General features: G+C 70.9%; 12 protein-coding genes. 5 read left to right on the top strand and 7 right to left on the bottom strand.

The features are described from left to right. Positions 1–3 precede the first annotated feature (3 nt). Both NGB36_RS04225 and NGB36_RS04220 read right to left on the bottom strand, forming a co-directional pair. Positions 4–405 (bottom strand): hypothetical protein, encoded by a 402-nt coding sequence (locus NGB36_RS04225; RefSeq protein ID WP_255918673.1) that lies wholly within the window; start codon positions 403–405, stop codon positions 4–6. After that, on the bottom strand, positions 402–1,541 hold the full coding sequence (locus NGB36_RS04220; RefSeq protein ID WP_255918672.1) for a molybdopterin-dependent oxidoreductase: 1,140 nt from the start codon (positions 1,539–1,541) through the stop codon (positions 402–404). The genes NGB36_RS04225 and NGB36_RS04220 overlap by 4 nt, the downstream gene beginning before the upstream one ends. Positions 1,542–1,654: 113 nt before the next feature. Between NGB36_RS04220 and NGB36_RS04215 the strand changes: the two genes are divergently transcribed. The 4 genes from NGB36_RS04215 (at position 1,655) to ligD (ending at position 7,319) form a co-directional block, all read left to right on the top strand. Next, entirely contained in the window at positions 1,655–3,043 is a 1,389-nt protein-coding gene (locus NGB36_RS04215; RefSeq protein WP_255918671.1) for a glycosyltransferase family 87 protein, read from the top strand. Positions 3,044–3,184: 141 nt separating this feature from the next. Beyond that, positions 3,185–5,647, top strand: a complete 2,463-nt coding sequence (locus NGB36_RS04210; RefSeq protein WP_255918670.1) for a glycoside hydrolase family 15 protein — start codon at positions 3,185–3,187, stop codon at positions 5,645–5,647. 163 nt (positions 5,648–5,810) lie between these two features. After that, positions 5,811–6,245 carry a hypothetical protein gene (locus NGB36_RS04205; protein WP_255918669.1) on the top strand — a complete coding sequence of 145 codons (435 nt, stop codon included), beginning with the start codon at positions 5,811–5,813 and terminating at the stop codon, positions 6,243–6,245. Between the two features lie 57 nt (positions 6,246–6,302). Then, positions 6,303–7,319, top strand: coding sequence for a non-homologous end-joining DNA ligase (gene ligD / locus NGB36_RS04200; protein ID WP_372509366.1), 1,017 nt, complete (start codon positions 6,303–6,305; stop codon positions 7,317–7,319). A gap of 20 nt (positions 7,320–7,339) precedes the next feature. Here the strand turns inward: ligD and NGB36_RS04195 are convergent, their stop codons facing one another. From NGB36_RS04195 to NGB36_RS04175, 5 genes are all read right to left on the bottom strand, one after another. Then, on the bottom strand, positions 7,340–7,567 hold the full coding sequence (locus NGB36_RS04195) for a hypothetical protein (RefSeq protein WP_255918668.1): 228 nt from the start codon (positions 7,565–7,567) through the stop codon (positions 7,340–7,342). A 49-nt stretch (positions 7,568–7,616) separates the two neighbouring features. Then, the gene (locus NGB36_RS04190) at positions 7,617–8,339 is read right to left on the bottom strand and encodes a DUF4142 domain-containing protein (RefSeq protein WP_255918667.1); all 723 of its coding nucleotides are present in this window, start codon (positions 8,337–8,339) and stop codon (positions 7,617–7,619) included. A 150-nt stretch (positions 8,340–8,489) separates the two neighbouring features. Next, positions 8,490–10,364 (bottom strand): transketolase, encoded by a 1,875-nt coding sequence (locus NGB36_RS04185; protein WP_255918666.1) that lies wholly within the window; start codon positions 10,362–10,364, stop codon positions 8,490–8,492. A gap of 175 nt (positions 10,365–10,539) precedes the next feature. After that, complete coding sequence (locus NGB36_RS04180; RefSeq protein WP_255918665.1) at positions 10,540–10,752, bottom strand: DUF5133 domain-containing protein; 213 nt, start codon at positions 10,750–10,752, stop codon at positions 10,540–10,542. A gap of 47 nt (positions 10,753–10,799) precedes the next feature. Further along, positions 10,800–11,306 carry a MarR family winged helix-turn-helix transcriptional regulator gene (locus tag NGB36_RS04175; RefSeq protein WP_255918664.1) on the bottom strand — a complete coding sequence of 169 codons (507 nt, stop codon included), beginning with the start codon at positions 11,304–11,306 and terminating at the stop codon, positions 10,800–10,802. 75 nt (positions 11,307–11,381) lie between these two features. Here NGB36_RS04175 and NGB36_RS04170 point away from each other — a divergent pair, with 75 nt between their 5' ends. After that, the gene (locus NGB36_RS04170; protein WP_255918663.1) at positions 11,382–12,209 is read left to right on the top strand and encodes a class I SAM-dependent methyltransferase; all 828 of its coding nucleotides are present in this window, start codon (positions 11,382–11,384) and stop codon (positions 12,207–12,209) included. Positions 12,210–12,263: the final 54 nt, after the last annotated feature.

Below are 12,263 nucleotides of genomic sequence, written 5' to 3'. Positions count from 1 at the left end.
CGCTCACCGCCGCGCACGCCGCCCCCACCGGGACCGCAGCAAGGCCCAGCCGGCCGCGAGCGCCGTCACCACGGCCACCGCGCCCAGCGCGAACAACCAGTTGCGCACATAGTCCAGCGGCAGGAGGGAGACCGGCACAGGACCGGGACGCAGTACGGCGGGCAACGCCACCGCCGTCAGACACCCGCCGACGATCAGTCCGCCGCGCAACGGCCCCCGCGCCCGCAACGCCGCGCCGACGAGCAGCACAAGCGGCACCAGCACCGCGTCGTGCAGCAACAGCGCAGCCACCAGCCACACCGCGACATCCAGAGGATCGCGGACATGCGGATCGGTCAGCAGTACCGCAAGACCGGTCCCGATCCCGGCCAGCCCCAGGGCGCCCGCCACCACCCGCCCCGTCACTGCAGCACCTCCAGTCGCGTGACCCACTTGGTCTGCAGCACCCCGGGCCGGTCGGGGGCGATGATCCGGGCCGGCGCACCGTGGTCGGGCGCGAGCGGCTCGCCGCCCAGCGCCAGCGCGAGCAGCGTCAGCGGGTCCCTGGCATACGACGCACCCATCACGCTCACCCCGTAATTCCCGCCGCGTTCGAGCGACACCACGCGGATCCGCGCGCCGTGCGGGGCACCCGCCCGGTCCAGCAGATCCCGGACCCGCACGCCCGTCCAGTGCGCGTTCTTGCTCCATCCCTCGACGCATGCAATGGGCAGCACCACCGAGTGCTGCTTCATCGCCCGTAGTTGAGGAAGTGTCAGCTCGTAGGCGTTCGGCCCGGCGACCTGCAGCCTCCACCCCGACAGCCGCTCCCGGGTCACCCCCGCCTCCGCAGCTGTCTGGCGGACCGGCAGCCCCTGCGGCCCGTGGTCCGGGTGGCGCGGCGCCAGCAGGGCCACGTCCTCCAGCGGGCCGAACGACTGGCCGACCGTCGCCAGCGTCACCGCACCGACCGCCGCGCTCACGGCCGCGAGGAAGGACCGCCGGTCCGGGCCCTCCAGGGCGTCCATGGCCACCGTCCGCCACCAGTTCGCCGCGATGACCGGTGCCTTGACCGCGATGTGCAGCAGCAGAGAACCCGTCACCACCCAGGCCAGCGCCCAGTGCACCTGCCGGAACGGGAAGGGCCACGGATACCACTCCACCGTGTCGAGCAGCCCGGTGAACAGCTCGAGCAGCACCGCGCCCACCAGCACCGCGATCGACAGACGCTCCAGTGCGTGCAGCACCGACCGCACCACCGGCCGTACGAACAGCCGCGGATACACCGTCCACAGCTTGGCCAGCACCAAGGGAATTGCCGCCAGACCGCTCGCTACATGCAGCCCCTGCGTCAACCGGTACCCCCACACCGGCCTGCTCGGCAGCAGGTTCACCGCCCAGCCGGGCGGTTGCTGCAAGTAGTGGCTGATGACGCCGGTGACGAAGCACACCGCGACGGCGGCGCCCAGAGCCCGTCCGACCACGGTGGCGGTCCGCGCGTCGTGCAGCCGCCCCCTGAAGACGGGATCCGGAAGCCGGGGAAGAACGGGACGGAATCTCATGGCTCCATGAGATCTCGCCGAGGCCTGCCTCAGGCCGCTGAACTCCTTACGGATTGCGGACACCGAGCCCCGCAAGATCGCCTCCGGCGCCCGCAGCTGCCACCGTGGCACACGTGAGACTCCCTACCGTCCGCACCGCGGCCCTGCTCGCCGCCCTGACCGCCGTCGTCGCCGTGACCGTCCGCGCCGGCGGCGACCTCGGCCACCCGGCGGCCCTGCTGCCCTGGTACGCCGCCGCATGGGTGCTGTTCGCCGCCGCCGTGTGGTCCGTGCGGACGGTGCCAGTGCGCACCGCCGCCGCGTTCGTCCTCGCCGGGTCGGTGGCGTCGGCCGCCGCGGCGCTGTCGGCGCCGCCGCGCACCAGCGACGACATGTACCGCTACGCGTGGGACGGCCGGGTGCAGGCCGCGGGGATCTCCCCGTACGCCTATGCGCCGGACGCAGCGCGGCTGGCCCGACTGCGCGACGCCTGGCTCTTCCCGGACACCGGCAGCTGCCGGGCTTGGGACCTGCACACAGCGGCCGGGGTGTGCACCCACATCAACAGGCCGTCCGTGCACACGATCTACCCGCCCGTCGCCGAGGGCTGGTTCCTCCTCGTCCACGTGCTCTCCCCGGACGCCACGCGCCACAAGCCGCTGCAGCTGGCGGGTGCGGTGCTCGCCGTCGCTACCACGGCGGTGCTGCTGCTCGTCCTGCGGCGGCGGCAGGGCGGTGATCCGCGGCAGGCGGCGCTGTGGGCGTGGTGCCCCGCGGTGCCGTTCGCCGCGGTCAACGACGCCCATGTCGACACCCTCGGTGCGCTGCTCACGGTGGTCGCGCTCGGCGCTGCCACCGGTGCGCGCCGCGGTGCCCTGCTCGGCGGCGCGATCGCCGTCAAACTGCTGCCCGCGCTCGCCCTTCCTGGCGCGCTGTCGGGCGTTCTCGCGCCGGGACGCCGCCCGCGCGACGGGCTGCGCGACACCGTGCGCATCCTGCTGCCCGCGGCCCTTGTCATCGTCCTCGTCTATCTGCCGTACCTGATCGCCTCCGGCTCCTCGGTCATCGGCTACCTCCCCGGCTATCTGCAGGAGGAGGGGTACGACGACAGCGGCGTCGGGCGGTTCGCGCTGCTGCGGCTCGTCCTGCCGTCGGCGTGGGCGGGTCCCGTCGCCGCGGTGCTGATCGCGCTGACCGCGCTGTACGTGCTGCGGCGCGGCGACCCAGGGCAGCCGTGGCGCGGGGCGCTGCTGGTCACCGGGACCGCGCTGCTGCTGACCTCGCCCGCGTACTACTGGTACGCGTTGCTCGTCGTCGCGCTGGTCGCCCTCGACGGCCGCTGGGAATGGCTCACCGTCCCCGCCGCCGGCACAGTGCTGTACGTGGGCGACGCCCTGCACTGGAACTCCTTCACCGTCCAGGTCTCGGTCTTCGGCCCGGCGGCCGCCGCGGTGCTCGCCGGTGCGCTCATCCGCGCCCGCATGGCAGACACCGCCCCACCGCCGTCGGACAGCCAGCCCTGACTCCTTCACCTTCTGAAGCCATGAACTCACATCAGCTCGTAGCCGCTTGAAGTATTGACAGCCTCATCGGGCCAGGAGGAAGCTCTCGCCACCCACGTCGGTTCCCCCTCAACCGACCGCTACCAAGGGACGGGTGGCGATATGCCGAGTTCCGAAGAACGACCATGGCTGCAGAGAACTTCGCTCTTCACCGCGGCGATCACCATGGCCGCTGCCGTGCTCACCGCGGTCGGCGGACCCGCCGCCGCGGCCACGGCCCCGGGTGCGCCGGGCGCCGATGCCTACTGGAACGAGCCGACCGTACAAGGCTTCGCGGACGCCTTGTCGTCGTCCTCCAAAGTCTGGTACACCGTTGGCAACGGTGAGTTGCAGAACGTCTTTTACCCTCAGACCGACACCCCCGACACCTTCGGCCTGCAGTACTACGTCACCGACGGCTCGTCGTTCACCGACAACGAAGTGGCGAATACCAGCCACGCCATCTCCCTGACGGACCCCACGTCGCTGGAGTGGCGGCAGACCAACATCGCCACCAACGGCAAGTACAAAATCACCAAGACCTACATCGCCGACCCGGCCCGCTCCGTCGTGTTGGTGCAGACGACGTTCGACAACCTCTCCTCCACGCCACTGTCGCTGTACGCGCAGTACAACCCCGCACTCGGCAACGACGGCATGGGCAACACCGGCACCACCGACACCGTCAGCGGTGACCTGACGGCGACCAACGGCTCGGTCTCCAGCGCGCTCGCCGCGTCCACCGGATTCACCCGGACGTCAAGCGGCTACGCGGGCACCTCCAGTGACGGCGCATCGGAGCTCACCACCAGCCACACCCTCACCACCGATGGCCAGACCGCCGACACAGCCGGCCACATCTCCCAGACCGCCCAGATCCCCGTCGCGGCCGGCGGTTCGACCACGTTCACCTTGGCGCTTGCCTTCGACTCCAGTGCCGCCGCCGCGGTCTCGGACGCCTCCGCCTCGCTGAGCAGCGGCTTCTCCTCGGCCGAGAGCTCCTTCCAATCCGGCTGGCACTCCTGGATGTCCGGCCTGAACGCGGCCCCGTCCTCGGTGACGGGCGACTCCAAGCTCAAGGCGCAGTACAACGTCTCGCTGATGGAAGTGAAGGCCGACGAGGACAAGAACTACGCCGGCGGCTTCATCGCCGCGCCCACCGTTCCGTGGGGCGCGAGCGTCAGTGCCGACAGCGCCGGCCAGCACGGCTACCACCTGGTCTGGACGCGGGACGAGTACCAGATGGCGACCGCCCTGCTCGCCGCAGGCGACAAGGCCGACGCCAACGACGCGCTGAGCTACATCCTCAACTACGAGGAGACCTCCAGCGGTTACGTCAAGCAGAACAGCTGGCTCAACGGCAATCAGGTCTGGGGCGGCACCCAGATGGACGAGGTCGCCTTTCCGATCATCCTCGCCTACCAGCTCGGCAGAAAGGATTCGGCCACCTGGTCGAAGCTTCAGCTGCTCGCCAACTACCTCGTCAGCAACGGACCGAAGACCGGGGAGGAACGCTGGGAGGAGAACGGCGGCTACTCGCCCTCGACCATGGCCGCCGAGGTGGCCGGACTGGTCTGCGCGGCGAACATCGCCAACGCCAACGGTGACACCACCGACGCCAACACCTATCTGTCGACCGCCGACTCCTTCGAGGCAGCGATCGACACCGACACCTTCACCACCACCGGTTCCATAGCCGGCGGCTCGTACTACGTCCGCATCACCCCGAACGGCAACCCCAACAACGGCGACACCGTCAACATCTCCAACGGCGGCGGAACGTACGACGAACGCGCCATCGTCGACCAGGGCTTCCTCGAGCTGACCCGGCTCGGCATCAAGGCCCCGGCCTCCCCGCAGATCACCAAATCGCTCGCCGCGGTCGACTCCGCCATCAAGACGACCATCCCCGGATACGGCACCTACTGGGGCCGCTACAACCACGACGGCTACGGCGAGACCACCACGGGAGGCGACTACACCGGGGCCGGAATCGGCCGCCCCTGGCCGGTACTCTCCGGCGAACGCGGCGAGTACGACGTCCAGAACGGTGACGCCACCGACGCCCAGTCGATGCTCACCTCAATGGCCAACGCCGCCAACGCCGGCTACCAGATCTCCGAGCAGATCTGGCCTACCGCGAGCGCCGACGGCTTCACCCAGGGCCAGCCCGACAACTCCTCCACCCCGCTGATGTGGGCCATGGCGCAGTACGTCCGCCTCGCCATCGACATCTCCGCGGGCAAGACCGTCGACACACCCGACATCGTCGCGCAGCGCTACGCCGACGTGACCCAGGTCCAGACCACCTTCGACGTCAACGCCACCACCTACTACGGACAGAACGTGTACGTGGTGGGCTCGATCCCGGCCCTCGGCGACTGGAACACCAACCAGGCCGTACCGCTTTCCGCGGCCACCTACCCGATCTGGTCCGACACCGTCGCCATCCCCGCGAACACGTCCTTCCAGTACAAGTACATAAAGAAGAACCCGGACGGTTCGATCACCTGGGAATCCGACCCCAACAACTCCTACACCACCCCGGCATCGGGATCCGTCACCATCAACGACACCTGGCGCTGACCCGGCCCGCTGCCATGCCGGCCCTCGCCGCCCCCGTCCTCCGACGCAGCAGGACGGGGGCGGCGCACGCATTCCCTGCTTCCCCACGTACTCCGAGGGGCGTAGACCGGCCGTCTCCCGGCGCAGGACGACGCCGAGCCGGCTGGTTCGTCACGATGACACCATGCCGATGCCGCAGCCCGCCGATCCACTCCACGACGACCACGACGCAGCCGCGTCGACAGCCACGCCTACAGACACAACGAAGACCGTCGCCCTGATGGGAGCCGTCGCGGCCTCCCTCGTGGTGATGTCCGTCCTGCACCTGAGCGGCGTCATCCAGGGCGGCTCCAAGCCGTACCGGCCCGGCGGCGCGGGAATCGCCGAGGCGGTGATCGCCGTGGTTCTCGCGACCGGGGCCTTCGCGCTGCGGCGGGCTCCTGGCCGGGCCCGGCGCCTTGCGCTCGGGGCAACAGGCTTCGCGATCGCCGGGTTCCTCGTCGGGCTGAGCTTCACCCTCCGCGGTGGCTCGCCGGTGGACATCGCCTACCACCTCACCGGACTGCCCGTGCTCCTGATCACCCTGGCATTCCTGCTGCGCCGGCGAGCCCCGGCATGACTTCCGGCGGCCGCGAGCGGTGCGGCGAACGGGCGCAGCAGCGGGTAGACAGGCACCATGAGGAGACCCGGCGAAGACGGCACGACGGACCGGGCCGCACCCGGCCCCGCCGTCCAGCCCGTCCCCGAGCGGATCAAGCCCATGCTCGCCGTGCCCGGCCGACGGCGTTCCTTCGGGACGGAATGGGTGTTCGAGCGCAAACTCGACGGTGTGCGGGCCATCGCCTTCCGTGACGGTGACGACATCCGGCTCACCTCGCGCACCGGAAGGCCGCTGGAGCGCACCTATCCCGAAATCGTCCAAGCACTCGCACGCCAGCCCCTGGAACACTTCGTCGTCGACGGCGAGATCGTCGCCATGAACCGCGGCCGCACCGACTTCGCCCGCCTCCAGCGGCGCATGCACATCACCGACCCCGTGGCCGCCGGACTCAGCAGCATCCGAGTCACCTACTACCTTTTCGACCTCCTCCACCTGGGCGGCTACGACACCACCGTCCTGCCACTGCGCTCCCGCAAGAGCCTGCTGCGCCGAGCCGTGGAGTTCACCGGGCCGCTGCGCTACAACGCCCACCGCAACGCGGACCCCGGAGCACGGGATCTGCTCGACGACGCCTGCCGCCGCGGCTGGGAAGGCCTCGTCGCCAAACGAGCCGACAGCCGCTACCAGCAGCGCCGCTCACCGGACTGGGTCAAGCTCAAATGCACCGCGGCCCAGGAGCTGGTGATCGCGGGCTTCACCGAACCCTCCGGCAGCCGCCTCGGCTTCGGCGCCCTGTTGCTCGGCTACTACGAGGGCGGACGACTGCGTTACGCAGGCAAGGCCGGCACCGGATACGACGACGCCACCCTGGTGGGGCTGCGCCGGCGCCTGGATACCCTCGAACAGCCGCACCCCGCATTCGACGAACCCGTCGCGGAGCGGACGGCGCACTGGGTCAGGCCCGAACTCGTCGCCCGGATCGACTTCACCGAGTGGACGGCCGACGGCCGGCTGCGCCATCCGCGCTTCGTCGGCCTGCGCGACGACAAGAAAGCCGCGGAGGTGATCCGCGAATACCCCGCGTCGGCATGAGGCGGGGCCCTGACGCCCGCTCAGGGGATGCGGCCGTCGTGCACCGAACGAGCAGCGGCGCACTCCTCCGGGCTCACCGGCTCCGCCGGATCCAGCGGGGCGGCCTGCGCCCAGTGAACTCCGACCGGGCAGCGCTGGAGGCGCCACGGGCCGACCCGGACGGCCTTCAGCGAAACCAACGGCAACCGGATCGTCGTGAAGACGTGCCCGGACGAACAGCGCACCGGCCGGTCGAACCGCTCGGACACCTCCCCCTCCTCGTACCGCCCCGCTCCTCAACGCCCCCGCTTGCCTCCGTCACCGTCGCGAGGACCGCCGCCGACGGGCCACCCACGCCACACCCGACCCGCCGAGCAGCACGCCGGCGAAGGCTGCGGCCGCCGTGGAGTCCTGTGGCCCGTATGCCGCGGCGGCCAGCCGGCTGCCGGCCGCACCCGCGTTGACACTGCCGGCCGGCGCCTTCCCGTGGCACACGCCGCCGAGCACCATCTGCGTGTGCTGCACGACCACCGGCCGGGCCCCCTTGGCCAGCGCCTTGACCACCGGGCTGGTCCCGGAGGCGAGCTCCTTGTCGATCAGCGCCAGGGTCTGGACATGCGCCGTGTACTGCGCCCGCAGCCACTGCGTGTCGTACGAGCGCTTCCCGGCCACCGTGCGGAGAGCGGCGCGCTGCTGCGCCTGGCCCGGGCTCTGGAGAGCGGGCAGCGCCAGCCCCACCTGTTTCGCGGCCTCGGCGACCCCCGCGTCGAGCGTGCGGTGGTCGCGGACGAAGACCGCCGAGACCTCCTTGACACACGAGGTCGTCGCATCGGTCCGGGCATCCTGCCCGGTCGCGATCTCCCAGAGATTGCCCTGATGAGCCGCGGTGAGCAGCTGGGTGTCCACCGCGGACATCTGCGACGGGGACATACGCGACGAAGACACCTCCGGCCGGGAGGCCGCCGAGGCCGGGGCCTGCAGGGCTCCCGCGCCCGAAAGGCACAGCACGGCGCAGACGGCGCCGCATCGGGTCACGGACATGAGCCCTCCACTGCGATTCAGGCATGCACGGGCACCGGTACCGGTCCGAGGGGGCCGGTTGCGGCAAGTACCCGGACGGACACGATATGTAATCTTCGCTCCAGGGGCGCCACGCCGCAACGCGAACCGCGCGCGGCGCTGCGCACCCGCTCAGCCGGCGAGCAGCCGACGCGCGGCCTCGGCGATGTGCCCGCGTGAGATCCCCGCCGCGTCGAGCAGTTCGCCGGACGGTCCCGACCCGGGCATCTGCTCGACGGCCAGAGCCGCGAAGCGCGGCACGGTGCCGTGCCCGGCGAGAGCGTGGAGCACGGCCTCGCCGATGCCCCCCTCGGGCCGGTGGTCCTCGGCGACCACCACCGCCCCCGTCTCACGCGCGGCCCTGCACAGCGTGTCGCCGTCCACCGGCTTGACCGAGTACAGGTCGATCACCCGCGCATGGACGCCCTCCGCCGCGAGCTCGTCCGCCGCAGCCAGGCACTCGTGGAGCGTCACACCCGCTCCCACCAGCGTGACCCGGTCCTCCGCGCCGGAACGCAGCGTCTTGGACCCGCCCACAGGGAACGGCTCCTGCGGCGGATACAGCACGGGGTACGCCCCGCGGGTCGTCCGCAGATACGAGATCCCCTCCAGATCGGCCATCGCCGCCGTGAGAGCGGCAGCCGACATGGCGTCGCTCGGATACAGCACCGTCGAACCGTGCACGGACCGCATCATCGCGATGTCCTCCAGGCCCATCTGGGACGGCCCGTCGGCGCCGATCTCCACACCGCAGTGCGAACCGCACAGGGCGATGGACACCCCGGAGACCGAAGCCATCCGGATGAAGTCGTGGGCACGTGTGAGGAACGCCGCGAACGTCGCCGCGTACGGTCGGCGACCGCGCACCGCAAGCCCCACCGCGCTGGCGAGCATCTGCTGCTCCGCGATGAACGTCTGCACATAGCGCCCCGGATACACCTCCCCGAAGTCCTCGGCGTGCGTGGAGTTGCCGACCTCCGCGTCCAGCGCCACCACCTCGGGCCGCGCACCCAACGCCGCCAGAGCCTTGCCGTAGGCGGAGCGGGTCGCCACCTTCTCACCTTGCTTGAAGCGCGGCAGCTCCACCGCTGCCGGGTGGGACGGCTGACGAGCGGCGACGGAGTGCGGGCCGGGACCACGCACGGTCAGATGGCGCACCCCGCCGAGTGCGGCGACCGCCCGGTCGGCCATCTCCCGCGGCAGCGGCTTGCCGTGCCATCCCTCGGCGTCCTCCACCTCAGCGAACCCACGCCCCTTGATGGTCCTGGCCAGGACGACCGTGGGGCGCTCGGCGCGGCAGGCCACCTCGAAGGCCTTGTCCACCGCCGCCACGTCATGCCCCTCGACCGTCAGCGCCGCGCACCCGAAAGCCTCCACGCGGTTGGCGTACGCCTCCAGATCCCAGCCCAGCTCGGTGGGCCCGCGCTGACCGAGACGGTTGACGTCGACGATCGCCGTGAGGTTGGCCAGCCCGTAGCGGCCGGCCTTGTCCAGCGCCTCCCACATCGAACCCTCGGTCATCTCGCTGTCACCGCACAGTACCCAGACCCTGTAGGGCGCGTGGTCCAGCCTGCGCCCCGCCAGAGCCATCCCCACGCCGTACGGCAGACCCTGGCCGAGCGAGCCGGTGGCCACATCGACCCATGGGAGTACCGGCGTCGGATGCCCCTGCAGCCGCGACCCCGTGCGGCGGTAGGTGGTCAGCAGCTCCTCCTCGCTGACCACGCCGGCCGCCGTGAACATGGCATACAGCAGCGGCGAGGCGTGGCCCTTGGAGAAGACGAGGTGATCGTTGCCGGGGTCCTCCGGGTGATGCCAGTCGTAGTGCAGATGCCGGGCGAGGAGCACCGCCATCAGATCCGCGGCCGACATGCTCGATGTCGGATGGCCGGAACCGGCGCTGGTGCTGGCCCGTATCGAGTCGACCCGCAACTGCTGGGCGAGCTCGAAGACGTCCGCCAGATCGGAACGGGGACCGATGAGAGCGTTCGTGGGAGCGGCAGTCATGATTCTCCTCAGGTCCGTCGCGGCTCCTCGCATGCGTGAATTCGCGCATGCAAGAGTTCGCGCCCGCGGCCAGTCGGCCGCCGCGGGTGCCGTCACGCTGGAACGCCGTACCCGAGCCCGGCTCAGTCATGCCTGCGCCGGGCGCCGGGATTGGGGACTTCCGTGCCGGCGTCTGCTACGCCCGGCCTGTGGCCTCGACCCGCCGCAGCAGACTGCGCGCGCGGGCGACGGCCTGGCCGGGATCTCGGACACCGGTGTAGACGCACAGCGTGTACTTCACGTCCTCCAGCCGCTGCTCGGTGTCCGGTGCCGCATCGTTATGGGCACCGGTCAGGGCATCGAACTCGGCAAGCAGATCGCGCAACACGGAATAGTCGATCAGAGGCATCCCGGCTCCCGTTCCCGCACCGAACAGGCGCGTGGTCGCACCCTTTCTCACCCATGGTTGTCCACCATCCGGGGGAGCGCCACACGAGTGTTCGGATCGCGGGGGAGCTCGTCGGTCTCCGCCAGCCGTTCCATGAGCCCGGCGGCGATCCGCAGCAGCTCCCTCTCGGCTGTCGTGAGCTGCGCGGCCATGGCGGCGGCCAGCCAGGTGTCCCGTTGCCGCATGTCGTCGCGGAGGGCGCACCGCCCCGCATCGGTGATGGTGAGAAGTGAACGCCGCCCGTCGGAGGGATCGGGCCCACGGGTGATCAGCCGCCGCTCCTCCAGGCCCGTGAGGGTACGGGTGAGGGACTGCGGTTGAACACGCTCGATCGCGGCGAGATCACCCGGACTCATGGCTCCGCGTCGGCTCAGGTGGCCGAGCACGCTCAGCTGGAGCAGCGTCTCGCCCCGATCCGGCCGCTCCATGCGCAGCCGCCGCGCCAGCCGCGTGGCACCCCTGCGCAGCGCGGCGGCCGCACCCAGCGCCTCGCCACCATCCTCACCATGGTTCACAGTTCATACGCTAACACGTGCTAAATTGCCCGAGGATTCCTGCCCTCATGCCAACAAATATGTACGCTACGCCGTATGAATTCCATACTGAGCGCCTTCGCCGAGCGGTGGCTGGCCCGCCGCCCCGGCCCCACGGCCGTCCGCCCCTCGCGGACGAGCCAGGCCGTCGCACTGACCCGGGCCGAACTGTCCCGGCCACACAGCCCCGACGGCGACCCCGACGCCCAACGACACCTGTGCGCGGGAATGCGCTCCGCGCCGCCGCCCTGGCTGCGACCGCAGCTCGCCGCCCGTACACGCTTCTTCGACGAACACGTGACGGCGGGAATGGGGGGCGGGATCCGCCAGATCGTCGTCCTGGGCGCCGGCTACGACGACCGGTCCCTGCGTTTCCGTACCACCGGCGTGCGGTTCTTCGAGGTGGACCACCCGGCCACGCAGACCGACAAGGCGCGGCGGCTGCGTGCACTGCGTGCCCGTGCGGACGAACCGGTGTTGGCCGCGGCGGACTTCCGTGAGGACGATGTCCCCACGGTCCTCGGGGCCTGCGGGCACGATCCGGGTGAGCGGTCGCTGTTCATCTGCGAGGGGCTGCTGGTCTACCTCGAACAGCCGGTCATCGTCCGGTTGTTGACGGGCCTGCGCGCCTGCGCCCCCTCCGGCTCCGTCCTGGCCGCGAGCCTCGCCGTCCACGAGGACGGGCTGGACTCCGCCGAAGTCGCCGCCGCCGCGAACGCGAGGCGCCGTTCCGGCGCGCGCGAGCCGTGGCGGACGATTCTGCCGGCCGATGCCCATCTCGAGTTGTTCACGCGCGCCGGATGGAGCGTGGAACACGCGGTGGACGCCGTGGAGTTGGACGACGGTGTCCGGCCCGGCCGGTGTCTGCTGGTCACCGCCGGGTAGGAGCGCGGTGTACGCGAGGCGATGCACGTCATAGGCGGATGACCGCCAGGGCCG

Source organism: Streptomyces humicola (assembly GCF_024436035.1).
In the GTDB taxonomy this organism is placed as follows: domain Bacteria; phylum Actinomycetota; class Actinomycetes; order Streptomycetales; family Streptomycetaceae; genus Streptantibioticus_B; species Streptantibioticus_B humicola.
This window is presented reverse-complemented; position numbering and strand designations above follow the sequence as displayed.

Bases quoted from the DNA above. Each gene is read 5' to 3' on its own strand.
- NGB36_RS04190 (WP_255918667.1), bottom strand. From the start codon at position 8,339: ATGTCCGTGACCCGATGCGGCGCCGTCTGCGCCGTGCTGTGCCTTTCG.
- ligD (WP_372509366.1), top strand. From the start codon at position 6,303: ATGAGGAGACCCGGCGAAGACGGCACGACGGACCGGGCCGCACCCGGC.
- NGB36_RS04210 (WP_255918670.1), top strand. From the start codon at position 3,185: ATGCCGAGTTCCGAAGAACGACCATGGCTGCAGAGAACTTCGCTCTTC.
- NGB36_RS04170 (WP_255918663.1), top strand. From the start codon at position 11,382: ATGAATTCCATACTGAGCGCCTTCGCCGAGCGGTGGCTGGCCCGCCGC.
- NGB36_RS04180 (WP_255918665.1), bottom strand. From the start codon at position 10,752: ATGCCTCTGATCGACTATTCCGTGTTGCGCGATCTGCTTGCCGAGTTC.
- NGB36_RS04185 (WP_255918666.1), bottom strand. From the start codon at position 10,364: ATGACTGCCGCTCCCACGAACGCTCTCATCGGTCCCCGTTCCGATCTG.
- NGB36_RS04205 (WP_255918669.1), top strand. From the start codon at position 5,811: ATGCCGATGCCGCAGCCCGCCGATCCACTCCACGACGACCACGACGCA.
- NGB36_RS04220 (WP_255918672.1), bottom strand. From the start codon at position 1,541: ATGAGATTCCGTCCCGTTCTTCCCCGGCTTCCGGATCCCGTCTTCAGG.